Annotated in this window: 24 protein-coding genes and 1 tRNA gene; 12 read left to right on the top strand and 13 right to left on the bottom strand. The window is 53.1% G+C overall.

What is annotated here, in order from left to right; translation table 11 throughout:
• Window positions 1–407 precede the first annotated feature (407 nt).
• Window positions 408–1,856: a DEAD/DEAH box helicase gene (locus EJA72_RS11555; RefSeq protein WP_157711569.1), complete on the top strand. Its 1,449-nt coding sequence runs from the start codon at window positions 408–410 to the stop codon at window positions 1,854–1,856.
• A 90-nt stretch (window positions 1,857–1,946) separates the two neighbouring features.
• On the opposite strand, the gene EJA72_RS11545 is transcribed toward EJA72_RS11555, so the two are convergent.
• On the bottom strand, window positions 1,947–2,255 hold the full coding sequence (locus tag EJA72_RS11545) for a hypothetical protein (protein ID WP_157711568.1): 309 nt from the start codon (window positions 2,253–2,255) through the stop codon (window positions 1,947–1,949).
• 124 nt (window positions 2,256–2,379) lie between these two features.
• Here EJA72_RS11545 and EJA72_RS11540 point away from each other — a divergent pair, with 124 nt between their 5' ends.
• From EJA72_RS11540 to EJA72_RS11515, 7 genes are all read left to right on the top strand, one after another.
• Window positions 2,380–2,625 (top strand): helix-turn-helix domain-containing protein, encoded by a 246-nt coding sequence (locus tag EJA72_RS11540; RefSeq protein WP_157711567.1) that lies wholly within the window; start codon window positions 2,380–2,382, stop codon window positions 2,623–2,625.
• 188 nt (window positions 2,626–2,813) lie between these two features.
• Window positions 2,814–6,134, top strand: coding sequence for a hypothetical protein (locus EJA72_RS11535; RefSeq protein ID WP_157711566.1), 3,321 nt, complete (start codon window positions 2,814–2,816; stop codon window positions 6,132–6,134).
• Entirely contained in the window at window positions 6,109–6,558 is a 450-nt protein-coding gene (locus EJA72_RS11530; RefSeq protein WP_157711565.1) for a PleD family two-component system response regulator, read from the top strand. The genes EJA72_RS11535 and EJA72_RS11530 overlap by 26 nt, the downstream gene beginning before the upstream one ends.
• Window positions 6,551–7,723 (top strand): response regulator, encoded by a 1,173-nt coding sequence (locus EJA72_RS11525; protein WP_157711564.1) that lies wholly within the window; start codon window positions 6,551–6,553, stop codon window positions 7,721–7,723. The genes EJA72_RS11530 and EJA72_RS11525 overlap by 8 nt, the downstream gene beginning before the upstream one ends.
• Before the next feature lie 114 nt (window positions 7,724–7,837).
• A complete protein-coding gene (locus tag EJA72_RS28955; RefSeq protein ID WP_178129315.1) occupies window positions 7,838–8,053 on the top strand; it encodes a hypothetical protein in 216 nt (71 codons plus the stop codon).
• A complete protein-coding gene (locus tag EJA72_RS11520; protein WP_306109991.1) occupies window positions 8,004–9,011 on the top strand; it encodes a recombinase family protein in 1,008 nt (335 codons plus the stop codon). The genes EJA72_RS28955 and EJA72_RS11520 overlap by 50 nt, the downstream gene beginning before the upstream one ends.
• A 259-nt stretch (window positions 9,012–9,270) precedes the next feature.
• Window positions 9,271–9,486, top strand: a complete 216-nt coding sequence (locus EJA72_RS11515) for a hypothetical protein (protein ID WP_157711563.1) — start codon at window positions 9,271–9,273, stop codon at window positions 9,484–9,486.
• A gap of 54 nt (window positions 9,487–9,540) precedes the next feature.
• On the opposite strand, the gene EJA72_RS11510 is transcribed toward EJA72_RS11515, so the two are convergent.
• From EJA72_RS11510 to EJA72_RS11500, 3 genes are all read right to left on the bottom strand, one after another.
• A complete protein-coding gene (locus EJA72_RS11510) occupies window positions 9,541–9,858 on the bottom strand; it encodes a hypothetical protein (RefSeq protein ID WP_157711562.1) in 318 nt (105 codons plus the stop codon).
• 2 nt (window positions 9,859–9,860) lie between these two features.
• Window positions 9,861–10,115 (bottom strand): hypothetical protein, encoded by a 255-nt coding sequence (locus EJA72_RS11505; protein WP_122854656.1) that lies wholly within the window; start codon window positions 10,113–10,115, stop codon window positions 9,861–9,863.
• 922 nt (window positions 10,116–11,037) lie between these two features.
• Window positions 11,038–11,127: transfer RNA gene (locus EJA72_RS11500), tRNA-Ser, on the bottom strand.
• A 308-nt stretch (window positions 11,128–11,435) separates the two neighbouring features.
• Here EJA72_RS11500 and EJA72_RS11495 point away from each other — a divergent pair.
• From EJA72_RS11495 to EJA72_RS11485, 3 genes are all read left to right on the top strand, one after another.
• Window positions 11,436–12,125, top strand: coding sequence for a crotonase/enoyl-CoA hydratase family protein (locus EJA72_RS11495; RefSeq protein WP_157711561.1), 690 nt, complete (start codon window positions 11,436–11,438; stop codon window positions 12,123–12,125).
• A gap of 213 nt (window positions 12,126–12,338) precedes the next feature.
• Complete coding sequence (locus tag EJA72_RS11490; protein WP_157711560.1) at window positions 12,339–13,061, top strand: 1-acyl-sn-glycerol-3-phosphate acyltransferase; 723 nt, start codon at window positions 12,339–12,341, stop codon at window positions 13,059–13,061.
• Between the two features lie 290 nt (window positions 13,062–13,351).
• The gene (locus tag EJA72_RS11485; protein ID WP_157711559.1) at window positions 13,352–14,323 is read left to right on the top strand and encodes a magnesium and cobalt transport protein CorA; all 972 of its coding nucleotides are present in this window, start codon (window positions 13,352–13,354) and stop codon (window positions 14,321–14,323) included.
• Between the two features lie 118 nt (window positions 14,324–14,441).
• Here the strand turns inward: EJA72_RS11485 and EJA72_RS11480 are convergent, their stop codons facing one another.
• The 3 genes from EJA72_RS11480 to EJA72_RS11470 form a co-directional block, all read right to left on the bottom strand.
• Window positions 14,442–15,170 carry an amidotransferase gene (locus EJA72_RS11480; protein WP_157711558.1) on the bottom strand — a complete coding sequence of 243 codons (729 nt, stop codon included), beginning with the start codon at window positions 15,168–15,170 and terminating at the stop codon, window positions 14,442–14,444.
• A 96-nt stretch (window positions 15,171–15,266) separates the two neighbouring features.
• Window positions 15,267–17,411 carry a 3-hydroxyacyl-CoA dehydrogenase NAD-binding domain-containing protein gene (locus EJA72_RS11475; RefSeq protein WP_157711557.1) on the bottom strand — a complete coding sequence of 715 codons (2,145 nt, stop codon included), beginning with the start codon at window positions 17,409–17,411 and terminating at the stop codon, window positions 15,267–15,269.
• A 24-nt stretch (window positions 17,412–17,435) separates the two neighbouring features.
• Window positions 17,436–18,641: an acetyl-CoA C-acetyltransferase gene (locus tag EJA72_RS11470; RefSeq protein ID WP_157711556.1), complete on the bottom strand. Its 1,206-nt coding sequence runs from the start codon at window positions 18,639–18,641 to the stop codon at window positions 17,436–17,438.
• 596 nt (window positions 18,642–19,237) lie between these two features.
• Here EJA72_RS11470 and EJA72_RS11465 point away from each other — a divergent pair.
• Window positions 19,238–20,059: a cytochrome c gene (locus EJA72_RS11465; protein WP_157711662.1), complete on the top strand. Its 822-nt coding sequence runs from the start codon at window positions 19,238–19,240 to the stop codon at window positions 20,057–20,059.
• A gap of 128 nt (window positions 20,060–20,187) precedes the next feature.
• Here the strand turns inward: EJA72_RS11465 and EJA72_RS11460 are convergent, their stop codons facing one another.
• From EJA72_RS11460 to EJA72_RS11435, 6 genes are all read right to left on the bottom strand, one after another.
• On the bottom strand, window positions 20,188–21,003 hold the full coding sequence (locus EJA72_RS11460; protein WP_157711555.1) for a transglutaminase family protein: 816 nt from the start codon (window positions 21,001–21,003) through the stop codon (window positions 20,188–20,190).
• The gene (locus tag EJA72_RS11455) at window positions 21,000–21,950 is read right to left on the bottom strand and encodes an alpha-E domain-containing protein (protein ID WP_047531601.1); all 951 of its coding nucleotides are present in this window, start codon (window positions 21,948–21,950) and stop codon (window positions 21,000–21,002) included. Before EJA72_RS11455 ends, EJA72_RS11460 begins: the two co-directional genes overlap by 4 nt.
• Before the next feature lie 12 nt (window positions 21,951–21,962).
• Window positions 21,963–23,372, bottom strand: coding sequence for a circularly permuted type 2 ATP-grasp protein (locus EJA72_RS11450; RefSeq protein ID WP_157711554.1), 1,410 nt, complete (start codon window positions 23,370–23,372; stop codon window positions 21,963–21,965).
• A 499-nt stretch (window positions 23,373–23,871) separates the two neighbouring features.
• On the bottom strand, window positions 23,872–24,213 hold the full coding sequence (locus EJA72_RS11445) for a ribonuclease E inhibitor RraB (protein ID WP_059404670.1): 342 nt from the start codon (window positions 24,211–24,213) through the stop codon (window positions 23,872–23,874).
• A gap of 213 nt (window positions 24,214–24,426) precedes the next feature.
• Window positions 24,427–24,660 carry a hypothetical protein gene (locus EJA72_RS11440; protein ID WP_157711553.1) on the bottom strand — a complete coding sequence of 78 codons (234 nt, stop codon included), beginning with the start codon at window positions 24,658–24,660 and terminating at the stop codon, window positions 24,427–24,429.
• A 124-nt stretch (window positions 24,661–24,784) separates the two neighbouring features.
• Entirely contained in the window at window positions 24,785–24,976 is a 192-nt protein-coding gene (locus EJA72_RS11435) for a PLDc N-terminal domain-containing protein (RefSeq protein ID WP_008148797.1), read from the bottom strand.
• Window positions 24,977–25,001 lie beyond the last annotated feature (25 nt).

The following is a 25,001-nucleotide window of genomic DNA, read 5'->3' as shown; positions in this document are numbered from 1 at the left end:
ATCAACCGCTTGGTTTTGAGGCTGAATTACACAGTCACAGAAACCATCGATAAACCCATCAAAACTGCATCACTTTCGTCATGCTCCAACCACCCACTTCCGTTCCGACAAGTGTTTACGGGCTTGAATAGCTGTCTGGACTAAGCAGGAGGCGCTCTCCCTCCCTGGAAACCGGTTTTAGAAAAATTTAAAAACTTAGAAAGTCAATAGAGCGGATTGACTTTTCACCTAAAAAGTGTATGATGATCGCCTGTCTCGACGGACAGACCGACACCTCGAATAGCCTCTCACGAACACTGTTACGACAGCGTTTTAGAAGAGGCTTTTTTGTGGGCGTCATTTACCAACACTAACCGGCAATACCAGAGGTAACGCCAATGGAATGAACTTGAAAAGGAGAACATTGAATGTCTTGCATCACCCATATCAAACCGATCTATACCGCTATCGCTGCCCCCGGAGCAGGCAAAACTGAAGCTCTGCTATCTAGCCTTCCAGCCATTCAGGAAGCAGGCAGACACGTCCTCCTAGCCCTTCCGACTCTTGTCCTGATTGACCACATTGCACAACGCGCCTCAAGTGTCGGTATCCCTTATCGCATAGTCGATAACCGGGGTGGTGAACTGGTTGCTCCTGAACTGGAGTCCGCCCTTCGAGATAAGTGTGATTCGTTCATCATCTGCACTCAGGAGGCCGTTCGGCGAGTGCAGCATTCGCTGCTGCGTGGATGGACTCTCGTTATCGACGAAGTACCCAAGGTAATTGATTACCCTGATTTCGCCCTGAATCCGACAGAGTTGAGTCGCGTGCTCGATTACACCGAAGAAACAAACGGTCAACTGTGGATCAAGGATGAGTCAAAGCAGATCGTCAGCGACCAAGTGAATACCAATCGTGCAGATTCGGCGGGGATTGGCTGCTCCACCTTAAGTACCTCAGCAGCCCACATTTTCCGACTGCTTCTGTGTGAAGTGCCGGTGTTCATCGACCAGCCTCAGAAGGACGGCGTTCGCCACGTACGTGCAGTTGAGGAATGTCTCGATTGGTGGCACGTCTTGTCCTTGGCAGAGGAAGTGCATGTACTGGCTGCGAACATCACTGGTGGCGAGTTTGAGCTATTTGCCCGACTCCACGGGTTTACCTTCAAAGAGTCGATTTTTGCACCTGAGAGCGGACACTACACTAGCCCAGTGACTATCTACCCGATCATGCCGAAGGGTCAGATTTTCAGCAAAGCGAAGATGAACGCCGATCAGGAGAACAACAAGCTCTACGACCTTGCACTGGACACAATTCTCATGGAAACCAGCAGCAAGCCGCTCCTCTTTGCAAACAAATGGGTCAGGCACAAAGAGAAAGGGCGAGTGCAGCAAGTGCCCATGGATTGTCGCGGTTTGAACGGATACGACTCCGCGACGGAAGCCATCCTGCTATTTGGTGGCAATCCTAGTCCTTCAGACATGAAGGGGCTGGAGTACCTGAGCAGAAAATATGAGCAAGATATGCAGGTGATGCAGGCCGCATTCGTCACCACCAGGCTACTGGAGCCGTCCCTGCAAGCGGTGACCCGAACGGCCATCCGCCGTATGGACAGCACAAGTCCAGTCCGGTTTTATGTACAGGACGAGCGAGTTGCACAGTATCTGATGGAAACCTATCTGCTTCATGCTGTGATTGATTGGTCTCTGAGCAAGAAGATTCCAGTCAAACTCGATGGTAGGAGAAAGGAGCACCCTCAAAAGCAAGCAGCACTAGCCCTTGTTAAAGAAGGCGTTCCGGATAAGGTGATTGCACGCAGACTAACTGTTAGCCCAAAGGCCATCAGAAATTGGAAAAGGGACTCAATTGCAGCTTGAGACACCGCTCAAGGGGGAGCAATCCTAAAAGGCTTCTTAGGAATGGTCCCCCCACTCATCGTGCATCGATCGTGCATCGCACCGAAATAGCTACCGCAGGTAGAAGTAGAGGAAAACGACAACCAGCACGACAAAAATCACTCGCCCTTGGATTACATCAGAATTCGCCTTGTCCACCTTGACCTGTTTGTAGGTGTCGGCGTCGCTCAGCCCCTGCTCCTTGTATTTCAAGACATGGTTGATTTGCTTGTCGAGCTTCTTGTTGTGGCTATTTTTGTTTGACGTGACGATCAGCCAAACGATCAACCATAGACCTCCAGTCAGAATGGTGATGATGAGGTGTAAGACGTGGTTCGTGTTCTTCTTCTGGCTGGTCAGCACAAACAGCTTTTCGTTCATGGTTCATCCTTGCGACATGGATGGTGGTTTGGATGGGGTTCCTTGAGAAATGAATTTATCCCAAATTCAGATATCTGAAAACCAGATATAGGTTGGAAGGCTTTCCACTCGTAGCCAGTCAGCCATGTCCAAGACGATCTATAGACCCGAACACGCTGTGCTATTGGTGCTGTTGAAGAAATTCAGAAAAGCGGCTGGTCTGACTCAGGTCCAGTGCTCAACGGCGTTGGGGCGTCCACAGTCCTTCATGAGTGACGTAGAAAGTGGGACACGTCGGTTGGATATCGTGCAGCTTCGCGATTTGTGCAAAGTCTTGGGAATCGACTTGAAAAGCCTGATCGAAGAATTTGAAAAATTGTTATCGGACTGAAATTTTGGTATTGACTAGATTCCTTTTTAAGGAGCGACGCTGTGAGCGTTGACGGAAAATAAATCCCCGAAGAGTGCTGGAACTTACAATTTGAGAGTGGCAAAATCGTGGTGGATATTTGTAAAAAGCCAGCTCTGATTTGATAATAATTTTTTAGGATGAACTGGGGTAGGACAGGAGTGTAATTTATGGCGACAAAGAAAAGCTCTGCGAAAAAAAACCTTGAATCCATAGACCCCAAAATATATCTCACAAGCCACAAAACTAATCCAGCTTTTAATATATTGAGAAAACTGGGAGAACTCAATAAAGCCAAACGATTAGACCTAATCATGAGTTTGGCATCCAATAAAATGCTTCCTAAAACGCTTTTGCCAATCTACAGCAAAACCAACTACTACAGTTCTTATTCGACAACTCGATATATCGACAAGTGCAATAGCATCTATTGGACGTTAGGGATATTTAAAAATCGCATTAAAGAACTCCATGAATTTGTTCGTTTGCGAGAATTTTTTAATGTTCACTTGCTAGCTAGCGACAGTGTAAGCGCCAACGGTATTCTAGATTCAGTGGATGCGATGTCACTTAGTTGGTGGTCTATGGAGAATAGAGCTCACCTTTTGAAGGAGGTAGATAAAAGCGACACAAAAGAGTATTTAAAAAAAATAGAAAAATACTTCACTCAAAAAGAGATCAAAAACAAACTTAATGATCTTCTTCTTTTGTCAGAAAGCAACTCTGTTGATTTTTTTATTGAACACATTTTAGAACGACTTTCAGAGTTCCGTAATTCTGGAGAAGATCAGGCTGGCAATTGGGCTTCATGTATATCGACACTGACATTACCCATTAGCTATGACCCCGAACGCGAATTAGATTTGTCTGTACTGCATCACTATAGAAATGAGTCAATATTTGATCAGTACGTTTTATTCAAAAACGTTCTTATCGAAATGTACGCAAAAGGTAAAACGATCCCGGATAAAATTGCGCCAATTGTGAAACAAATTGTAGTAGAGGTAGACGACCAAGAGTTGATCTGTTTGCTGAGTGACTGCAAAGACTTCAGTGAAAGCAAGCTGGTGGGAGCTGTAGTGTCTGCTTATACCAAGGGAAGCTATCATGAGGTAATTGAGTTTATTAATGAAGCGTTAGAGCAGCGTTCACCTGATATATTCGGGCTTCTTGAAATTTATGCAAGAGCTGGAAAGTACATAAAGCTTGATTTTGGATTAACGTTATTTGGCCTAATTGCAAATGCTTTTTCAGACATCGTTTCTGTTGATATTGCCAGCCGAGAGAAAATAGATTACCTCAACCGCTTACTGATAAAATTTCGAAGCGAGTCGTGGTGCAAGTCCGTGAGTTTTCATCTGATTTCCATTTTGAGTGAAGTTCATCCGGCAGCAAGTATAGAGCTGAGCCGGAAGGTAATTCAAAGTCTAGGTGAAAAAAACACTCCAAAAGCAAAAATCAAAAACTATACGCTTGAGCTTAACAAAGACATCGCTTTACAAGAAATCCCATACCATCGAGCAATAAAATACGATCTTGAAAGCCAGGCAGCACTTGAACTTGATCGGAATAAATTTCCGATATTATCTGACTACATCCAACAGCAATCAAAAGCATATATCAGCAACAACTCTTGGGGAGAGCTTATAGACTTTTCTATTCGAGAGTATTTGGCTAATAAAGTGTCATTTTTCTTTTTGCCCATAAATCGGCTATGCAGCGAGATCGAGAATCTTTCAGCGAATGGTTTCAACGGCTCTTATATATCTGAAATTGTAGTTTTGGATATTTATGGTCGCGAGATCAATAGTGCGTATGACGAATATAAAACGGAACTATTTGAAGAGTGGCTTGATATACACGAAACACATCGCCCTTCCGAGATTTTTGAAAGTTTGGAGCTGAATGCCGTTGATGAATATTTTCTAGGGAACATTTGCACTCCCAACCAACTGGACAATATAGCAACTTACAATAGCAATCTTGAGGTCATACACGAACGCGTTAAAATATTGAACATACTGATTTCGAGAAACAATGACTCAAGTAGTGATTTGATTCGAGAAAAAATTCGCATTATCGAAAACCTATTCGCAGATCAGTTCAGAACGAAAATCGAGACTGGCAAGCTATTCGTAGATATTCAGGCGTTAGAGACTCATAGAAAAAGTGTTTATAGATCGATGTTTGATCATATCAAATCGATTGAGGGTGGAATCATTCTTGATGACTTTGATGATATTCTCGCAGCAGGATCGTCAAAAGACATATTCGATCTTGATAAAAAGACAGATGGCGGGGTGCCATTAGTTGCGCCCTCCAGCGAGAAAACTGATATTCTGGCAAAAATATTTATACAGATCGCTAAAGACTTCTCACTCAATGAGAACTATGGACTAGATAAATATCTGAGCGCCGAAATCCGACATGTTGTTTTCGAAGAACAGCTACGCTCTTGCTTTGAGCGAACCAAATTAATAACGATGATCGAGGGCGGACTGTATTCATCCAACGAGTTTTGGCGTGCCCGCTATAGCTATGTATTGCCAGGCCCCTTGGACAAGATAGATGAAGCTTTCAAAGAGTTTTCTTACGCCGCCGATAATAAGCTGAAACAAATCAACAATAGATTCAGAGTCGGAATAGACTTCAAAAAGTCTGGCGAGTATATATTTGATTTTTCCCCATACTATAATTACGTTGTCGAAATTTCAAAAATAGTCGAATCGAACAATAGTTTTGATGATTTTTTTTCTAGCCTCATTAGTTTTATGTGGGAGGTCACCAATGAGCATGCTAAAGAAGCTCAGGCGCTAATTGATAATGACCTTAAAGTTACGATATTGCGGGAGCTTGACCTTTTAGAGCAAAAAATAATACTAGCAAAAGGTAACATCCCCATGAATGAACTGATGCAGGAGATTAGAGACGCTCGCTCGTTGTTCAATAACGGCGTCGAAGTTGTACTGAACTGGTTCAGATTCGTGGGGGCAGAAGAAGGAACAAGTTTTGAACCACTAGAAGTGATAATCGAAGCAGTTGTAAGGTCGGTTGACTCTTTCTACAAGCATAAAAATATTGAGCTTGTGCTGTCTCAGGATGTATCGGATTTACAGTTGAGCTATCGCGAGGCTAGAGCTTTATTCGTTGCATTATTTACTGCATTAGAAAACGCTTATAGATACAACTTCGAATCCAGATCAATAAGTGTATCGATGACACGAAACGACCATACTGACACAATTACTGTTATCAACTACGCCGACGCATCAAAGTTCACCAACCCTGAAGAGTTTATTCGAGAGCAACGAAAAAAATGGAATGATGACAACTCTAGCCTAAGCCGAAAAGAAGGAGGCTCCGGATTATATAAAATTCACAACTTATTGTGCAACTCATCTAAAGGGTTCGAATTTGACATCGCTTATGAACAAGGGCGTTTCTCAGTTATCGTGAGGCTGAATCATGAAGATTTTGTTAGTGGAAGATAATCACTTTAAACGTGAAAAAATAATCGAATTTGTTAAGCAGTTTTCAAACATGACTGTACTTGAAGCAGCGTCGTACAACATGGGATTGACGTTGGCGGCGTCAGACAAATTTGATTTGATTATTCTTGATATGAGCATGCCCACATTTGACAGAACAGAGGCTGAGAATGGTGGTAGATTCAGAGTTCTAGGAGGAAAAGAAATTGCTACGCGATTAAAAAAACAAAACAAGCTTTCCCCCTTTGTTGTGTTGACCGGCTATTCAAATTTCAGCGATGGCAGAGACAAACTTAGCCTTTCTCAAATTAATGACTTGTTAGCAATGTTCGGCAACGACTACAAAGGAACCATATTTTTTGACTCTGCGAGTTCTGTTTGGAAGGAGGAGTTAATTTCCGTGATCGAGAATCTACCGAATGATTAAAATCCTCATCGTTGATGACAACATCAAGAGAACGCAGTTAATTTGTAAAGAAATAGAGACCAGAGGCTTGAGTCGCGTCTCTGTGACAGTATGTGATTCTGCCGACGCTGCAAGGCTCGAACTACATGCGCTTTATGACTTAATGATTCTGGATGTACTCCTACCTAAAAAGAGTGATGGCGTCCCTCAGGCAATACACAGCCTCAAACTCCTAGAGGACATATACAATCCAAATAAGCGATATTTAAAGCCAAACTTGACCATAGGGTTGACTGCAGAATTAAAGGACATCGGGGAGTACAAAGAAAAATTTGAACATCGTTTTGCTGTAGTTATTCCAGCCTCGATGAACTCCATCGACTGGCTAACAAAAATTATGGTTTGCGTTGATAGCGTGCTCGGACAAGAACAAAAAATAATCAGTAGCAGCACAGATAAATTATTAATCACAATCCATGGAATTAGAACCTATGGGAAATGGCAACAAACACTTAAAGAGGCGATCAACAAGTACTCAAGAGAGTTTGAACCTGTTGAAATGAAATACGGTTTTTTTGACTTAATATCATTTTCCATACCATACTTAAGAGACAGAAAAGCGGACAAAATAGCTAGAAGACTAATTGGTGTCCTCAATAAAAACCCAGAAAAAAGCATTTACATTGTGGCTCATAGCTATGGAACCTACATTTTATCCCGAGCACTCTCTATGAATGAGTTTGACGGAAAAATACGGAGGATTATTCTGTGCGGGAGCCCACTTCAGCATGGAGCTAACATTGATCACATTGTAAATAAATCCGACGTAACTATTAACGAATGCGGTACATCAGACTGCGTTTTAATAGTTGCTCGCTCGTTATTGATTGGGATGGGAGATGCGGGACGTGTCGGATTTTCTAGAGAGAATGGGCGAGACTTTATAAATCGATATCACCCCGGAGGACATTCACTTTACTTTGTTGAGTCCGAACATCCAACATTCTATGAAAAATACTGGGTGCCTCTGCTCACAACGGACGCAGAACCAATACACTCTGACTGCCGAGAAAATTTCGTAGGTGAAGACCTTCTGGATTTAACGGTTAAAATTCTGAGCCTGATAAAGCCTGTCGTATATTTTGCACCTCTGTGCTTTGGTTTATTTTATTTTCTCAAATTATAACCAGATCGAACTGAGCTTTGATCTAGAAAAAATAACGCCTGATCGAGTTGGGCGATGCTTTCAAAGAACAACAAGGTTTTAACAGCCATCGACTCACCACTAAGGATCGTAACAATGACAAGCGACAACGATGCATTCGTGTCAACTGCGGACGTGCTGACGCTATTACTATACAATCAACACGCATTAGCCGCTGCAATCGAAGAAGTGGCCCTATGGGCTAAAGCCGGTGGCTCAATCGAAACTCATGAGAACGCCGTCACCGCATTGGAAACTCTCGATGCAAACGCGTCTGCCATCACCGCTGGAATTCTCAAGCTCCGGCAATAACCATCACTTTAGGCTCTCACTGTCGACAAAGGCTTACATCGACGGCGTTACAGTTGAGCTCAACCGATTCCAGCTTGATGACCTTGAGTTAACCGATGTTGAGCACCAGCACCTTTCACCCCTTGACATCAAAGAAGTTCGAGCAGCTACAATTTATCATTTGCAAGAATGGTCGTTCTACAAATTGACAAAATGCGGCGCTCAGCTTGACAATAGACCCACAGGCAGCCAGTCCACCAAGGATCAGCAAATGAAAGTCGTCACTTACATTCGAGTGTCAACGAAGGGCCAAGGTGATTCAGGTCTGGGCTTGGATGCACAACGCGACTACATCACTCGTGCTGCTGATCAGTATGGCTGGGAGATTGTTGGCGAGTTCATCGACGTGGTATCGGGCAAGCTGGCTATTGAGGATCGTCCTGAAGGTGCAAAGGCTCTGACTCTGTGCAAGCAAGAGAACGCACAACTGGTAGTTGCCAAGCTGGATCGACTCTCACGCTCGGTCCACCACATTGCACGATTGATGGAGCAGACAGAATTCAAGGTCGCCACCATGCCGCAAGCAAAGACCTTCGAACTCCACCTATTCGCAGCACTGGCACAACAGGAACGCGAGTTCATTGCCAGCCGTACCCGTGAGGCTCTGGCATCGCTTCAGAAGCGTGCTGACGATGGTGATGTAGTTGCTATACAGAAGGTTCAAAACAGGTCTGACGCACTCGCCAAGGGACGTGCAGTCGCTGACATTACAGTCGCCAATGATCAACGCATGAAGAACGTGAACGCGCATCACGCGACCATCCAACCCCACCTGCTCGCCTGCCTTTACAACAAAGTGAATACGCTTCAGTCAGTAGCTGATTGCCTCAACACCAAAGGCTTGCGTACCCCTCGTGGTAGCGAGTTCACACCAACGGCAGTACGTCGCCTGATGCTCGCTTTCAACGTCTCGTTCTGAGGCTGTAGAGCTTCAGTGCCGCTTAACTTATTTTGAGATTTGTCGAGTTTCCAGTTGGCCCACTCGCGCATTGCTAAGCACCTGGGACATGACGACCGTTTTCAGAATGGAGGGGGTGCCTTCCAAACTCGGGGTCATTATTTTTGGCGGGAATTTGGGAAATCGAATCAGAAGTGCTATCGCGATTTTCGCCGGGACTGGGAAATCAAGCTTGAACCGAGCTACGATCCTCATTCGACGCAATCAAGGACGACGCCTCATGACTGACAGCAACGAAACCATGGCAGATGCCTTAGAACTGCTTCTTCTCAACCAGCACGCAATCGCTGCGGGACTTGAGGAAGTGGCCTTGTGGATCGAGGCACGCGGCTCTCTGGATACTCACGACAACATCACCACCGCACTGGGAACGTTAGATTTGAATGCAGACGCGATCACCGCAGCTATAGAGAAGCTGCGTCAAAATCATCAGTAGCTAAAAACCCGATGGCCAGACGTGAAAAACCCCACCGAAGTGGGGCCCAAAGCCTTACTTCTGGAGTCGCATAAGTGCTTCAACTAGCGACTCTTTCCCCGTCTTCTTCCACTCGACTGGCGGTGCCTCGCTGACTGACACGAAGGCTTCGTAGGTGGAAATCCCTGCTAATGCCGCCGCAGCATCAATGCTGTCGCGGGCGTATTTGACTGCGCCCTCTCTCGTTGTCGCTGGTGTAAAAACCGCTGTCCAGAGAGTCGTGAGTTTGTGCTTGCTGAAGTTCTTTTTCTTCAGCTCCTCGTTGAATTTCGTGCGAGCTGTTGAGCTGACGCCGTTATCCAAATCGACCGTTACAACCGCGTGGTAAGGCATGATTAATTCCCCCGCGCTTGGTTGGACTGGGAGACAACAGACGCAGCGAGGGCTTTCGTTTCCTCACTGTATTTGTCGCTCTGGAGCACCCGACCTGCTTTCGCCTCCATTTCGGCACTCGTTTGCTTACCAGTATTGGCTTGGGCCAACGTGGAGGCAGCGAGACTTTTGGCAATTGCAGATGCATGAGGATCGCGGAGGGTTTCAGAGGCCAGCTTGGCCACCTTCGGGGAGGAACGCTTGATATTTTTAGCCATGAGATATACCCAATAAGTACGATTTAGTCGCACCCATCTGAGCTGACCACCAATCAGTTCCCTGTTGACGAAATAATCATCAGAGGGCTAAATAGCGTCCTTCTCCAGATATGTGCATTTACAAATGCATGCTTTGGAGGGTGCAGGTAGCCACGTTACTGTCGCGAAACTTGGCGTGACTACCCGCAGACAACTTCAGCCGAGACCGCCTTAATTGGCGGTTTCTGCGTTTGCGTGGCCATCATATCCACTTACGACTACCGCTGCAAGCCTCCCAGATGCATTCTGAGCATCTTTCTTTGGCGGACCGCCCATCGACCCCTCCTAATTATGCAAACACGCCCCTGAGGGCCTCCTGAGGGCCTAAGCAGGCCATTAATAACACCCTCAAAAGCTTTATTTCAGACGCGGCCATACCCTCCGACAAAAGAGTTTTCTCACAAATATTGAGGATGTACGGCACGCAAAACCCTACATGTAGGGGTTTTTAGGGAGGCGACCACAAGATAATGCGTTTATTGGGGTGTTGCAACGTACTACCTGTGGATAAACCTGTGCGTAAATTGTGTGTGAAAGACCGAATCGGCGTACAGGTCGCACTACCGCTGGACCAAACCATTTTTCATCATTTTTCAACGATCGAAAGAAAATGGTCGGTCAGTTTTTCAGAGCGCAGCCCCCTCCCCGAAACTACTCGCTATATATAGCCATGAGCCAAGACCGCCAATGCAGCAGCCGCAGACTTGGAATCGGACTAACGGTAGCTATCGAGGGGATTTGCGAGCGAAACGTAGAAAATCGGAATGCGAAGGGACTGAATCGGAGTGACGGAAAGCGGGAGGAGATGAGTAGTACAATTGAGTAGTACAACTGAAAAAGAAAAACCCCTGTAACTCATTGAATTACAGGGGCTTTCTGAATATGGCGGTGAAGGAGAGATTCGAACTCTCGATACAATTTCTTGTATACACACTTTCCAGGCGTGCTCCTTAAGCCACTCGGACACTTCACCGTATCTCGTCAAACATATTCAGTCTGTCGAGGCGCGCTAATGTAGTCGAAAGCTTTTCCGATGGCAAACTTTTTTTGCAGAATTTTCATGTGCTTAGCGTTTCAGCCGTTCCGGCGGGTTTCGGGGCATGGCAAACCTGCCAATCTCCGGCGTCGCGTGCCCCTTCTATATAGAGGGGAATGCCCGGCGGACGTAGCGGGTTGCGCGAGGCGGATAAAGAAAGGGTGACCGGCGGGTCAGTCACGGCGCTTTACCTGGCCTGTCGCGGTGGGTAACGTCTGCCCAACTTTCATACAAGGAATAGCGTCATGAGTGAGTTGATTTCCTACCATCTCGAAGACGGTATCGCGACCCTGACCTTGAGCAATGGCAAGGTCAATGCAATCTCCCCGGACGTGATTGCTGCGTTTAACGCTGCGCTGGATCAGGCGGTGACTGATCGCGCCGTGGTGATCATTACCGGTCAGCCGGGAATTCTCTCGGGCGGTTATGATTTGAAGGTGATGACCGCAGGCCCCAAGGAAGCGGTGTCTTTGGTAACCGCCGGTTCGACCCTGGCCCGTCGTTTGTTGTCGCACCCGTTCCCGGTGATTGTGGCGTGCCCTGGGCACGCCGTGGCCAAGGGTGCGTTCCTGCTGCTGTCGGCAGATTACCGCATTGGCGTCGAGGGCCCGTTCAGCATTGGCCTGAACGAAGTGCAGATCGGCATGACCATGCACCACGCCGGTATCGAGATCGCTCGCGATCGTCTGCGCAAGTCGGCCTTCCATCGCTCGGTCATCAACGGTGAAATGTTCGATCCGCTGAGCGCGGTAGACGCCGGTTTCCTCGACAAAGTGGTCGCGGCCGAAGAACTGCAAGGTGCGGCGCTGGCCGTGGCCCGTCAGTTGAAGAAGATCAATATGACGGCGCACAAGAACACCAAGCTGAAAGTTCGCAAGGCGCTGCTGGATACCCTGGACAACGCGATCATCCTCGATCAGCAACACTTGGGCTGACCCAGGCACGCCGTACCGAAAAGCCCGACCATCGCGTCGGGCTTTTTCTTACAGCCTCTGTTGAAATGACGACAACCGCTCTAGGACGCATCTGACCAATAAGTCGGAAACATGCGCTCAAACATCGGCCATCTCCTACCTCTATAGCGGCAATTGCCGAAAACAGTGCACATCCGTACACTGCGCCACCTTTTGTCCCGGTGGGGCCTGTAAATGCTGTTTGTGTTGCGTATGTTATTGATGGGCCTTCACTTTGTTGTGGCCGGCGTGCTCGGGGTGATTCTCGGCCTGTGCCGTCCGTTCAATCCGGACAACAGTCGTTTGTGCGCGCGCCTGTACGCGTGGCCCGCGATGTGCATTTTGCGCCTGCGTGTGAAGGCCGAGGTCGGGCCGTTGATGGATAAGCCCGACAGCTGCGTGATCATCGCCAATCACCAGTCCAACTATGACCTGTTCGTGTTCGGCAACGTGGTGCCCCGGCGGACTGTGTGCATCGGCAAGAAGAGCCTGAAGTGGGTGCCGCTGTTCGGGCAGTTGTTCTGGCTGGCGGGCAATGTGTTGATTGATCGCGGCAATGCGCACAAGGCGCGTCAGTCGATGCTGACCACGACCAACACCCTGCAAAATGAAGACACTTCCATCTGGGTTTTCCCGGAAGGTACGCGAAACCTCGGCGAAGAACTGCTGCCATTCAAGAAAGGTGCGTTCCAGATGGCCATCGCCGCCGGCGTCCCGATCGTGCCGGTGTGTGTCAGCAGTTACGTCAAACACATGCGATTGAATCGCTGGCGCAGTGGGAAGATTCTGATCCGTTCCTTGCCGGCCATCCCCACGGCTGGATTGAGCCTGGACGACATGCCGCTGCTGATTGCGCAGTGCCGCGAGCAGATGCGCGAGTGCATCGAAGCCATGGACCGGCAACTGCAAGCCGCCTGATCAAAAAACCCGCCCTACGCATAAAAACTCTGTAGGAGCGAGCTTGCTCGCGATGGTCGTTAACGATGCCGCGTGTTTACTGAATAAACGCGGCGCCCTTGAGTCCATCGCGAGCAAGCTCGCTCCTACAGTAAGCATTACGCCCTGTGCGGGTTTTCTTTTGCCTGCAAACTTTTGCCGCGAACTCGGCAGATTTCACTGACTCTGAAGCAATAGACAAGGCTAAGCTGAACCCAGCCTGCCACGGTTTTTTTTGTTTAGTGCCTACTTATAAGAAGTGAATCACCATCATGGGTCGAGTTGTTGCTGCTGCGGTTTATAGCGCGGGTAAGAAAGTCTCCAATATCACCCTGGACGAAGGCGCGGCATGGGCCGCCAAACCTGGCCACTTTGTCTGGATCGGCCTTGAAGAGCCCAATGCCCAGGAACTGGCCAACCTGCAACGCCAGTTCAACCTGCACGAACTGGCCATCGAAGACGCCCTGGAAAAGCACAGCCGACCGAAGCTGGAGACCTTCGGCGATGCGCTGTTTATCGTCACGTACTCGCCGATCCGTCATGAAGGAAAGCTTGAGTTCATCGAGACGCATATCTTTGCTGGCAATGGTTACATCATCACCGCGCGCAATGGCCACTCGGCGTCCTACGCCCTTGTCCGACAACGTTGTGAGGCGCGTCCGCTGTTGCTGGAGCACGGGGAAGATTTCGTGCTCTATGCCATCCTCGACTTCGTGATTGAAAACTACCAGCCGATGGGCGAAGCGATCCATGCCGAGATCGATGAGCTGGAGCGCAACGTGCTGTGCAGCGCGCTGAATGAACATGACATCCAGAAGCTCCATGGCCTGCGCCGAGACGTGTTGCGCCTGCGGCGTTACGCGGCGCCGATGGTGGAGATTGGCGAAGAGTTGCAGAAGCTGAGTTTTCCGTTCATCGACAAGAACATGCGCCCGTATTTTCGAGATGTGCAGATCCACGTGACCCGGCAGATGGAAGACTTGACGACATTGGCGGATATCGCCAGCCAGACGATTGAGATTGGGGTGTTGCTGGAGGCGTCACGGCAGAGCGTAGTGCAGCGCAAGTTTGCGGCGTGGGCGGCGATTCTGGCATTCCCGACGGCGGTGGCCGGGATTTACGGGATGAACTTCCAGAACATGCCTGAATTGTCGTGGCACTACGGGTATTTTGCGGTGTTGGGGTTTATTGCGGTGGGGTGTGTGGGGTTGTGGGCCAGCTTCAAGAAATCGGGCTGGCTTTGACAACCCGTTGTGGCGAGGAAGCTTGCTTCCGCTGGACTGCGTAGCAGAGCTATTTTCTGGGGGCCGCTCCGCGCCCCAACGGGGATAAATCCCCTCGCCACAGGTGCGTGTGCGCTCGTTAAATCCCTTGAGTTTCTGGCTTATGCGCCACGAACCGCATCATCCACTCCGCAACCGTAGCGCCGTGGTGCTCGTGTTCAAGGCTCGCCATGCCTTTCGTATATACCTGCTCGCCCAGCGCCTGCTGACGAATATCCAGCAGCGCGCGGGAATAGTCGTGAATGAATTCCGGGTGTCCCTGGAAGCACAGCACCTGATCGTTGATGTGGTACGCGGCGAATGGGCAGAAATCGCTTGAAGCGATCACCGTGGCGTTTTCCGGCAAAGACGTCACCTGATCCTGATGGCTGATCAACAACGTCAGCTCTTCGCGCACCGGGCTCATCCACGGCGCCTTGGCCGCCAGTTTGTAGTTGTGAGTGCCGACGCCCCAGCCCTGGGTCGCCCGCTCGCTCTTGCCACCCAGCAGCAGCGCCAGCAGCTGATGGCCGAAGCACACACCCAGCAGCTTGTCGCCACGCTCGTAGCGGGTCAGCAGGTAAGCCCTGAGGGTTTCGATCCACGGGTCGGTGCCGAAGGAATCGGCCTTGCTGCCGGTGATCAGGTAAGCGTCGAACGTCAGGTCATCGCTGGGGTAGTCGCCCTGCATCACGTTGTAGACGGAGAACTCGGCAGCGATGGGTTGCTGCGAAAACAGACGCTGGAACATCTGCCCGTAACCCTGATATTGATCGACCAGTTCCGGACGCAGGATGTCGGTTTCCAGAATGCAGATGCGTAACGACATAAAAAATACCTGACACGTGATGGGAATAATGCACACCCCCAGAGCCTGCCTTGAAACGGGGGGGCAAGGCAAGCCCTGGAATGCGTCACCGGTCCCTTAAAATACCTCCCCTTTGGCCGCTTTCTCCAGCAGCAACGCGGGCGGAGCGAACCGCTCGCCATACTGCTCGGCCAGGTACTGGGCGCGAGCCACAAAATCTTTCACGCCGTACTGGTTGATGAATTGCAGCGCGCCGCCGGTCCAGGCGGCAAAACCAATGCCGAAGATCGAGCCGATGTTGGCGTCCGCCGTCGAGGTCAGCACGCCCTCCTCCACGCAGCGCACGGTTTCGAGGGCTTGCACGAACAGCAGACGATCACGCACATCCTTGGGTGAAATCTGCCCCTCGGCTTTCTCGAAACGGCTTTTGAGTTCCGGCCAGAGATGTTTCTGGCCGCCGGCCGGGTACTCATAGAAACCGCCCCCTGCGGCTTTGCCCGGTCGTTTGTATTCGTTGAGCAGCAAGTCAATCACGGCGAATGCCGGGTGCTCAATCAGCGGTTTCCCTTCTGCTTGAAGGTCTTTGGCCGTTTGCTGGCGGATATGGCTCATGAGGCTGAGGGAAACTTCGTCGGAGATCGCCAGAGGCCCGATCGGCATGCCGGCCTTGCGTGCTTCGGTCTCGATCATCGACGCGTTCACGCCCTCGCCCAACATGGCGATGCCTTCATTGGTGAAGGTGCCGAACACCCGCGATGTGAAGAAACCGCGGCTGTCGTTGACCACAATCGGGGTTTTCTTGATTTGCAGGACGAAATCAAACCCGCGAGCCAGGGTTTCGTCGCTGGTGTTGGCGCCCTTGATGATTTCCACCAGTGGCATTTTCTCGACGGGACTGAAGAAATGCAGGCCGATGAATTTGGTTTGATCCGGCACGGCCGTGGCCAAACCGCTGATCGGCAAGGTCGACGTGTTTGAAGCAATCACCGCCTGCGGCCCGACCACATTTTGCGCTGCCGACGAGACGCGGGCCTTGAGCTCGCGGTCTTCAAACACCGCTTCGATAATCAGATCGCAACCGGCCAGGTCCGCGTCATTTTCCGTGGGAATGATCCGCGCCAGAATCGCCTCGCGTTGTTGCGCATCCATTTGGCCGCGAGCGACTTTCTTGTCCAGCAGCGCGGCCGAATGGGCCTTGCCCTTCTGCGCCGCCGCCAGATTGATGTCCTTGAGCACGACCTCAATGCCCGCCGAGGCGCTGACAAATGCGATGCCTGCGCCCATCATCCCGGCGCCGAGCACCCCGACCTTCTGCGTGACATAGGGCGCGTAACCCTGCGGCCGCGAGCCGCCGGCATTGATCTCGTTGAGCTGGAACCAGAACGTGCCAATCAGGTTTTTCGAGACCTGGCCGGTGGTCAGTTCCGTGAAGTAACGGGTTTCGATCAAGTGCGCGGTGTCGAAATCGACTTGGGCGCCTTCAACCGCTGCGCACAGGATTTTCTCCGGCGCGGGCATGCAGCCTTGAGTTTTGCTGCGCAGAATGGAGGGTGCGATGGCCAGCATCTGCGCCACTTTCGGGTTGGACGGCGTGCCGCCAGGAATCTGATAACCCTTTACGTCCCAACGCTGCACCGCAGTCGGATTCGCCACAATCCAGGCCCGCGCCTTGCTCAGCAGCTCATCGCGATTGTTCGCCAACGCGTCAATCAAACCGGCCTGCAGTGCTTGCTGCGGCCGGACTTTCTTGCCTTCGAGCAGGTACGGCAGGGCTTTTTCCAAGCCGAGCATGCGCACCATGCGCACCACCCCGCCGCCACCCGGCAGCAAGCCGAGGGTCACTTCGGGCAGGCCCAATTGCACGGACGGATTGTCCAGCGCCACACGGTGATGGCAGGCGAGGCAGATTTCCCAACCACCGCCCAGCGCCGCGCCGTTGATCGCGGCCACCACTGGTTTGCCGAGGGTTTCCAGGGTGCGCAACTGGCCCTTGAGGGTCAGTACCATGTCATAGAACGCTTTGGCTTCCGGCTTGCCGACCTTGATCAGTTCATTGAGGTCACCGCCGGCGAAGAAGGTGTGCTTGGCCGAGGTGATGATGACGCCGGCGATGGTGTCTTTTTCAGCCACCAGGCGAGCGACGCAGTCAGCCATGGCCTCGCGGTAAACCGCGTTCATGGTGTTGGCGCTCTGGCCCGGCATGTCGATGGTCAGGACGACGATCTGGTCCTGGCCTTTTTCGTAACGAATGGCGTGGGTCATGAAAGGTTTCCTTGAAGTCGGGGCTCAGAGACGTTCGATGATGGTGGCAATGCCCATGCCGCCGCCGACGCACAGCGTCGCGAGGCCATAGCGCAGGCGGCGCGTCTCCAGTTCATCCAGCAGCGTGCCGAGAATCGCGCAGCCGGTGGCGCCCAGTGGGTGGCCCATGGCGATGGAGCCGCCATTGACGTTGACCTTGTCCGGATCGATGGCCATGTCCTTGATGAATTTCAGTACGACCGAGGCAAACGCTTCGTTGACCTCGAACAGGTCGATGTCTTCAACCCGCAGCCCGGCCTTGGCCAGCGCCTTGCGCGTGGCCGGCGCGGGGCCGGTGAGCATGATGGTCGGGTCGGTGCTGGTCACCGCCGTGGCGACGATCCGCGCCCGCGGCTGCAAGCCCAGCGCCCGGCCCTTGGCTTCGGAACCGATCAGCATCAACGCCGCGCCATCGACGATGCCGGAACTGTTGCCGGGCGTGTGCACGTGGTTGATCCGCTCGACATGGCTGTAGACCCTCAACGCCGTCGCGTCGAAACCCATTTGCCCCATCATTTCGAAGCTCGGCTTGAGTTTGCCCAGGCCTTCCAGCGTCGATTCGGCGCGGATGAATTCATCGTGATCGAGCAGGATGATGCCGTTCTGATCCTGCACCGGCACCAGCGACTTGTTGAACGAACCATTCGCCCGGGCCCGCGCGGCTTTCTGCTGGGAGTGCAGCGCGTAGGCATCGACGTCGTGGCGGCTGAAGCCTTCGAGGGTGGCGATCAGGTCTGCGCCCACACCTTGCGGGGTGAAATGGCTGTGCAGATTGGTTTCCGGGTCCATCGCCCAGGCGCCGCCGTCACTGCCCATCGGCACCCGGGACATGGACTCGACACCGCCGACCACCACCAGGTCTTCGAAACCGGAACGCACTTTCATCGCCCCGAGGTTCACCGCCTCCAGCCCCGATGCGCAAAAGCGGTTGATCTGTACGCCCGACACGCTGACGTCCCAATCAGCCACCTGGACGGCAGTTTTGGCGATGTCGGCGCCTTGATCGACCACCGGTGTCACGCACCCCAGCACCACGTCATCCACCTGGCTGGTGTCCAGCAAAGTGCGCTGCTGCAGTGCCCGGAGCAGGCCAGCCACCAGGTTCACCGGTTTGACGCTGTGCAACGCGCCATCGGACTTGCCTTTGCCACGGGGGGTGCGTAACGCGTCGAAAATCAAAGCTTGGGTCATGACGTCCTCGAGCCTGGGCAGTAAGTAAAAACGAGAGCCTTCACCTTATGCCGAGCCACCGCCGATTCAATGACCGCAATGCTCACCCGCGTTGACGGACACGCTCAGACGGACGGTAGCGTGCTACACAAATGACCCGTTTCGGACACCGAGAGGTCTAGCAAACGGGCGCCAAAGAAGCTGGCAATAGGCCTCATGCCTTTTTTATCGCGATAACTGTGCACTCCATATGAAATGGATCTAAGCCACGGGTGACGTGGGCCCTAAGGTGAACATGTACGAAGTTGTCGTCGGGTTTTGCCGAGGCGCTCGTCCTACAGGAAGTGCAACGCTCTGCCGTCATGGAGATATGCAGGCAGGCATCAGGAAATAACAAAAAAGGCGGTCAGCCATGTTCAAACATTCGAAAGTACGTCAAGCCGGGCTCATTCTTTTCGCCACTACGCTGTTATTGATTTTGCCGAACCTGACGAGGGTGCTCGGCTAGTCGGTTACTAAAAATTCAGCGCCAGGGTTTTTATATCGCCACTTAAAAATGTGACTGGCTCGCTACCCGGGCCAGCGTGGGTGTGCCAACCTTTGGGCACTTCCACGACATGGACGGCGATCATTTGAAAACGCTCATTCTGCTCGGGGCCTTGCTGCTCAGCACGCCCCTCTCTGCCGCACAGCTGAACCTGGAGCTGGGCGCGAACAGTCGCACCTGGCAGACCGAGGAACTGCTCAAGCACCCTCAAGCCCAGACCATCACCATCACCAACGACGTTTCCTACAAACGGGACATGAGCTATCGCGCCGTGCCCGTGGCGGCTTTGTTGACCGGCATCAAGCCTGAGGATCACCTGCAGGCCGTGGCACTGGATGGATTCGCTGCCGAACTGGCGGCCGCGCCGCTGCTCAATGCCCAGGGCGCTCGGGCCTGGGTGGCGATTGAAGACCCGGCCAAGCCGTGGCCCGCGCTGTCGGAAGGCAAACCGAGCGCCGGGCCGTTCTATCTGGTCTGGACGGATCCGCAGGCGGGCAACATCAGCCCCGAACAATGGCCGTTCGAACTGGCGAGCATCAAGCGCATGGCGCCGGTGGCCGAGCGATTCCCGGCCCTGCTGCCCGACCCGGCGTTGAAAGCGGACGATCCGGTGAACCAGGGGTTTGCGTTGTTTCAAAAAAACTGCCTGGCGTGCCATCGACTGAATGGCGCCGGGGACGCGCAATTCGGGCCGGACCTGAATATTCCGTTCAACCCGACCGAGTATTTCGGGGCAGACTTCTTGAAGCGCTATATCCGTGATCCGCAGAGTCTGCGCCAGTGGCCACAGGCGAAGATGCCGGGGTTTACGGCGGCGGTTTTGCCGGAGAAGGATCTGGAGATGTTGGTGGGGTATTTGAAGCATATGGCTGGGCGGAAGGTGAAGCCCTGACGCTATTCCTTGCCTCACTCAACCCCTGTAGGAGCTAGCTTGCTAGCGATGGTGTGTCAGCCAAAACGATGTCGACTGACACTCCATCGCTAGCAAGCTAGCTCCTACAGGGATTGCGGTGCTCCGGTTTACTGCTGCTGGACAGAAACCACTGGCGCAGGCATCGGCGTCGGTGACACAAACACCTTCGCATGCATCTGCTCGCACCCACCACCCCGGCGCATGCCGCGGACCGGGCAGGCGTCCAGGTAATCCAGGCCCACCGCCAGCTTCAAATGCCGCTCCGGCCGTGCCAGTTCATTGGTCACGTCAAAGCTGTACCACGCGTCATCGAGCCAGGCTTCTGCCCACGCGTGACTGGCCAGGTGCTCGCTGTTCTCGCTGTACAAATACCCCGACACATAACGCGAAGGAATGCCCAGGCTGCGGGCGCAGGCGAGGAATGCGTGGGTGTGGTCCTGGCACACACCCGAACGCCCGGCAAAGGCCTGGGCCGCGCTGGTGTCCACTTCGGTGGAACCCGGCGTGTAGGTCATGTGCGAGTTCAGGCCATGCATCAAGTCGATCAGGGCCGTACGATCCCGGCGCTTCTTGCATTCCTTTTCGGCAAAGGCACGCAGGGCTTCGTCGGGCTCGGTCAGGCGGGTGAAGCGCAGGAACGGCAGCGAAGACTGGCTCTCATGCTCGGCTTCACGCAGCTCGTCGATGTCGACCTGACCACGGGCACCGATGATGATGGCTTCGTGCGGCTCGTCCATGGTCAACACGTGCAGGATGTTGCCGAAGGGGTCCAGTTGCGCGCGCACCGGGCGCGGCAGGTCGAGTTGCCAGCTGAGCACATGCTGGCGCTCGCTGTCATGAGGGGTCAGTCGCAAATACTGGATGCTCGCCCGCACCTGATCTTCGTAGTGATAGGTGGTCTCGTGGCTTATGGAAAGTCTCATGCAGCCTCCAGGTAGGAACTGTGAATGGCATTGCCCAACTGGCGCACCAGCGGGATGAACTCGGTCAGCCAGGCGTGCAGGCCTTCGTCGAGAATTTCGTTGATGCCGGTATAGCGCAGACGCGCGTCCATCTCCGCCGCCAGACGTTGCGCGGGGCGACCGTTGGCCCCCGGCAGTTGGGCGAGGATCTGGTCGATTTCTTCGGTGCAGGCGCGCAGGGATCGCGGCACGTCGGCCCGAAGCAATAGCAACTCGGCCACATGCCGGGCACCGGGCGCGTCGCGGTAAATCTCGGTGTAGGCCTCGAACGACGACAACGCCCGCAGCAAAGCACTCCATTGATAGTAAGCATGGGCCGTGCCGTCGCTGACCGCTTCGGCCTGGTCGCCGGCCATTTCGTAGCGCGCATCGAGCAGGCGCAAGGTGTTGTCGGCCCGCTCGATAAACGTCCCCAGGCGAATGAAACGGAACGCATCGTTGCGCATGATCGTGCCGTAGGACGCGCCACGGAACAGGTGGGAACGTTCCTTGATCCACTCGCAGAAACGGCTCATGCCGTAGCGGCTGAGGCCCTGTTCAGCAATCCCGCGAATTTCCAGCCAGGTGGCGTTGATGTTTTCCCACATGTCCGCGGTGATTCGCCCGCGCACCGCATGGGCACTGGCTCGCGCCGCGCCGAGGCAGCTGTAAATGCTCGCCGGGTTGGCCGCGTCCAGGGCGAAAAAGTGCAACAGCCGTTCGGCATGCAACTCGCCGTGGCGCTCGAGGTAATCGTCCAGGGTGCCGGTAATCAGCAAGGGCATGGCGAGTTCATGCAAGCCATCACCGCGACCATCCTGTGGCATCAGTGACAGCGAATAACTGATATCGAGCATCCGTGCGAGGTTTTCCGCCCGCTCCAGGTAACGCGACATCCAATACAAATCCGAGGCAGTTCTACTTAACATGGCAAGCTTCCTTCAATCCTCGACCACCCAGGTGTCCTTGGTTCCGCCGCCCTGGGAGGAATTCACCACCAGGGAGCCTTCGCGCAGGGCGACACGGGTCAGGCCACCCGGCACAACCCGGGTCTCGCGGCCAGACAATACAAACGGACGCAGGTCGATGTGGCGTGGAGCGATGCCGTTTTCGACAAAGGTCGGACAGGTCGACAGCGACAGCGTCGGTTGCGCGATGTACGCGTGGGGCTTGGCCTTGATCCGGGCGCGGAATGACTCGATTTCCGCCGCCGTGGCCGCCGGTCCCACCAGCATTCCGTAACCGCCGGAGCCCTGGGTTTCCTTGACCACCAGGTCTGGAAGATTCGCCAGCACGTGGGACAGTTCAGAAGGGTTACGGCACTGGAACGTGGGCACGTTCTTCAGGATCGGTTCTTCATCCAGATAGAAACGGATCATGTCGGTGACAAATGGATAGACCGATTTGTCGTCCGCGACCCCGGTGCCAATGGCATTCGCCAGCACTACGTTGCCGGTACGGTAAGAGGACAGCAGCCCCGGAACGCCGAGCATCGAGTCCGGATTGAACGCCAGCGGATCAAGGAACGCATCGTCGAGGCGTCGGTAGATCACATCGACGGCTTTCGGCCCATCCGTGGTGCGCATGAAGACTTTGTCGTCACGCACGAACAGATCCGCGCCCTCCACCAGTTCGACGCCCATTTCCCGAGCCAGGAACGCATGCTCGAAAAACGCACTGTTGAACCGGCCCGGCGTCAACACCACCACGTTGGGGTTATCGATCGGGCTGGAGCTTTTCAGGGTGTCGAGCAACAGGTTGGGATAATGGTCGATGGGCGCAATGCGCTGGGCCGCGAACAGTTCGGGGAACAGCCGCATCATCATCTTGCGGTCTTCAAGCATGTAGCTCACGCCGCTCGGTGTGCGCAGGTTGTCTTCAAGCACGTAGTAGGTGCCGTCGCCGTCGCGCACCAAATCGACGCCCGAGATGTGCGAATAGATGTCGCGGTGCAGATCCAGCCCTTGCATCGCCAACTGGTATTGCTCGTTGGCCAGCACTTGCTCGGCCGGGATGATGCCGGCCTTGATGATGCGCTGCTCGTGATAGAGGTCGGCGAGAAACATGTTCAACGCCTTGACCCGCTGGATGCAGCCGCGTTCGACGATCCGCCATTCGCTCGCGGGAATGCTGCGCGGAATGGTGTCGAAAGGAATCAGGCGCTCTGTGCCCTGGTCGTCCCCGTAGAGCGTGAAGGTAATCCCGGCGCGATGAAACAACAGATCGGCCTCGCGTCGCCGTTGGGCCAACAGCTCGTCAGGCGTATCGGCCAGCCAACGGGCAAACTCCCGATAATGCGGGCGGACCTGGCCGCCGGCATCGTACATCTCATCAAAATAGGTGCGGATCATGCCGTACTCCTTGTCACCCGGACATCTAGGCTTCGCAAGGCCCGTGCCATCGGCAGAAACGCTTTGATTTCAATCGGTTGGATAATTGCCTCGTTAACACTGCACCAACCCTGTGCAGCAAACGCCCCAACCTGATTGCCCCCGCTTCATTGCAAGGCGATGTCATCGCCTATCACCAGCATAGTCAGAGTTGATTTCACTGCCCGGCACGCGGCGCGGATAATCCGCACATTCGCTGGAAATGCTCACCGAACTTCCCTTTTAGCCGCCTTGCTCAGGCGGCTTTTTTTTGTTTCGGGATTTGTGCTCAATGGCTGGCGCTATCTGTAGGAGCGAGCTTGCTCGCGAAAAACGTTGAGACAAAACGTTCATCCGGAAAGCACGCGTTATCGTTGACGACCATCGCGAGCGAGCTCGCTCCTACAGGAGGCGAGCACCACAAACTAAAACGGCCAACCCAAAGGTCAGCCGTTAGTGAATGTTGTCGCTGTTCATAATGTTATGCGAGTAGCCCTCGTACCTCCTGCTTGACGCCCCATCCTTCGATAATGCCGCCCAGAGGCTCGACCACCGCCTCGAAGTCCTGCTCAAAGTCGCCGATGCCGTCATAGGTGGCGTACATCACTTTGCTCAGTTCCAGGTACCACGCGCCGTCATCGCGCACGCTGATTTGTGCATTCAAGGATTCACCACAGTAATGCCCTGCCGCCCTGCGTGCCCGCTCCTCGTCCGGGAAAATGGCGTAGAACTCGATGGGATGGAAACGTGAAAAGTCGAAACCGCCTTCTTTCATGCGGCGCAGCACCGAACTGCTGATGTCTTCTTGATAGGCTGTGCTCATGAAACGTCCTCCTCAAATTGATGGATAGACTTTCCGTACTCCCGACGCCCGCAACCGAATGGTGAAGGCTAGGCGGCAACCAGGTTGCCGATGGGAAACAAGCATGTAGCTGACAAGACCAGACCTTAGCGATCCATTCGCTGATCTCGCTTGCAGAGTAGCCTCAAGCGAGAGGCGCTGCCAAGGCCTGGTTGAGAATGTGACAGGAGATGTTCAGATTGGCGTGATGCCGAGGATTTGAATGCTGTTCTGGGTCTTGAGGTTTTTAACGCTGGCATCGGGGGTTCGCCCTTCCAGATCGTTCAGATCCAGTTCGGCGGCGACAGGCAGGAGTCGGGCCTTGATCAGTTTGGCGGCGTGCTCGTTGTCCGGGCACTCGTCGCACTCGAAGACTTCGTCGACTGTTTCACCGTGATCATCCACGAAAGTGATTTTCCACTTTTGCATCAGTGCCTCCTCGAACAAACCCGCAAGTGGGCTTACTTCTATCTGGACTTTTACCCGGGTTGATCGTTCAAATCGATTACAGCGCGCCGACATGAAAATAAATACATGTCGGCGTGGGGCCTCCTCAAATCCGGACGTTACCCCGTGGCCCGGCGATGGCCCAGATGATCAGGCCCAGGACCGGCAGCAGCAGGATCAGCAGCACCCAGATGATTTTCATCCCGGTGTCAGCGCCACTTTTCAGCACGTTGATGATTGCCCAGATGTCCAGGGCAAGAATAATCAGGCCGATCAGGCCATTGAACGTGGAACCCATAGTGACGCTCCCTAAGAATGGTGTG

This window comes from Pseudomonas sp. PB120 (assembly GCF_009761815.1).
Classification (GTDB): Bacteria; Pseudomonadota; Gammaproteobacteria; order Pseudomonadales; family Pseudomonadaceae; genus Aquipseudomonas.
The sequence above is the reverse complement of the archived record's forward strand: the minus strand, read 5'-3'. Positions and strand labels throughout refer to the sequence as shown.

What these genes read in the sequence shown, in the direction of transcription:
- EJA72_RS11465 (WP_157711662.1), top strand. Translation starts at nt 19,238, where the DNA reads ATGGACGGCGATCATTTGAAAACGCTCATTCTGCTCGGGGCCTTGCTG.
- EJA72_RS11475 (WP_157711557.1), bottom strand. Translation starts at nt 17,411, where the DNA reads ATGACCCACGCCATTCGTTACGAAAAAGGCCAGGACCAGATCGTCGTC.
- EJA72_RS11505 (WP_122854656.1), bottom strand. Translation starts at nt 10,115, where the DNA reads ATGGCTAAAAATATCAAGCGTTCCTCCCCGAAGGTGGCCAAGCTGGCC.
- EJA72_RS11450 (WP_157711554.1), bottom strand. Translation starts at nt 23,372, where the DNA reads ATGATCCGCACCTATTTTGATGAGATGTACGATGCCGGCGGCCAGGTC.
- EJA72_RS11535 (WP_157711566.1), top strand. Translation starts at nt 2,814, where the DNA reads ATGGCGACAAAGAAAAGCTCTGCGAAAAAAAACCTTGAATCCATAGAC.
- EJA72_RS11520 (WP_306109991.1), top strand. Translation starts at nt 8,004, where the DNA reads ATGCAAACGCGTCTGCCATCACCGCTGGAATTCTCAAGCTCCGGCAAT.
- EJA72_RS11545 (WP_157711568.1), bottom strand. Translation starts at nt 2,255, where the DNA reads ATGAACGAAAAGCTGTTTGTGCTGACCAGCCAGAAGAAGAACACGAAC.
- EJA72_RS11555 (WP_157711569.1), top strand. Translation starts at nt 408, where the DNA reads ATGTCTTGCATCACCCATATCAAACCGATCTATACCGCTATCGCTGCC.
- EJA72_RS28955 (WP_178129315.1), top strand. Translation starts at nt 7,838, where the DNA reads ATGACAAGCGACAACGATGCATTCGTGTCAACTGCGGACGTGCTGACG.
- EJA72_RS11470 (WP_157711556.1), bottom strand. Translation starts at nt 18,641, where the DNA reads ATGACCCAAGCTTTGATTTTCGACGCGTTACGCACCCCCCGTGGCAAA.
- EJA72_RS11445 (WP_059404670.1), bottom strand. Translation starts at nt 24,213, where the DNA reads ATGAGCACAGCCTATCAAGAAGACATCAGCAGTTCGGTGCTGCGCCGC.
- EJA72_RS11510 (WP_157711562.1), bottom strand. Translation starts at nt 9,858, where the DNA reads ATGCCTTACCACGCGGTTGTAACGGTCGATTTGGATAACGGCGTCAGC.
- EJA72_RS11455 (WP_047531601.1), bottom strand. Translation starts at nt 21,950, where the DNA reads ATGTTAAGTAGAACTGCCTCGGATTTGTATTGGATGTCGCGTTACCTG.
- EJA72_RS11525 (WP_157711564.1), top strand. Translation starts at nt 6,551, where the DNA reads ATGATTAAAATCCTCATCGTTGATGACAACATCAAGAGAACGCAGTTA.
- EJA72_RS11435 (WP_008148797.1), bottom strand. Translation starts at nt 24,976, where the DNA reads ATGGGTTCCACGTTCAATGGCCTGATCGGCCTGATTATTCTTGCCCTG.
- EJA72_RS11440 (WP_157711553.1), bottom strand. Translation starts at nt 24,660, where the DNA reads ATGCAAAAGTGGAAAATCACTTTCGTGGATGATCACGGTGAAACAGTC.
- EJA72_RS11530 (WP_157711565.1), top strand. Translation starts at nt 6,109, where the DNA reads ATGAAGATTTTGTTAGTGGAAGATAATCACTTTAAACGTGAAAAAATA.
- EJA72_RS11515 (WP_157711563.1), top strand. Translation starts at nt 9,271, where the DNA reads ATGACTGACAGCAACGAAACCATGGCAGATGCCTTAGAACTGCTTCTT.
- EJA72_RS11485 (WP_157711559.1), top strand. Translation starts at nt 13,352, where the DNA reads ATGGGTCGAGTTGTTGCTGCTGCGGTTTATAGCGCGGGTAAGAAAGTC.
- EJA72_RS11480 (WP_157711558.1), bottom strand. Translation starts at nt 15,170, where the DNA reads ATGTCGTTACGCATCTGCATTCTGGAAACCGACATCCTGCGTCCGGAA.
- EJA72_RS11460 (WP_157711555.1), bottom strand. Translation starts at nt 21,003, where the DNA reads ATGAGACTTTCCATAAGCCACGAGACCACCTATCACTACGAAGATCAG.
- EJA72_RS11495 (WP_157711561.1), top strand. Translation starts at nt 11,436, where the DNA reads ATGAGTGAGTTGATTTCCTACCATCTCGAAGACGGTATCGCGACCCTG.
- EJA72_RS11540 (WP_157711567.1), top strand. Translation starts at nt 2,380, where the DNA reads ATGTCCAAGACGATCTATAGACCCGAACACGCTGTGCTATTGGTGCTG.
- EJA72_RS11490 (WP_157711560.1), top strand. Translation starts at nt 12,339, where the DNA reads ATGCTGTTTGTGTTGCGTATGTTATTGATGGGCCTTCACTTTGTTGTG.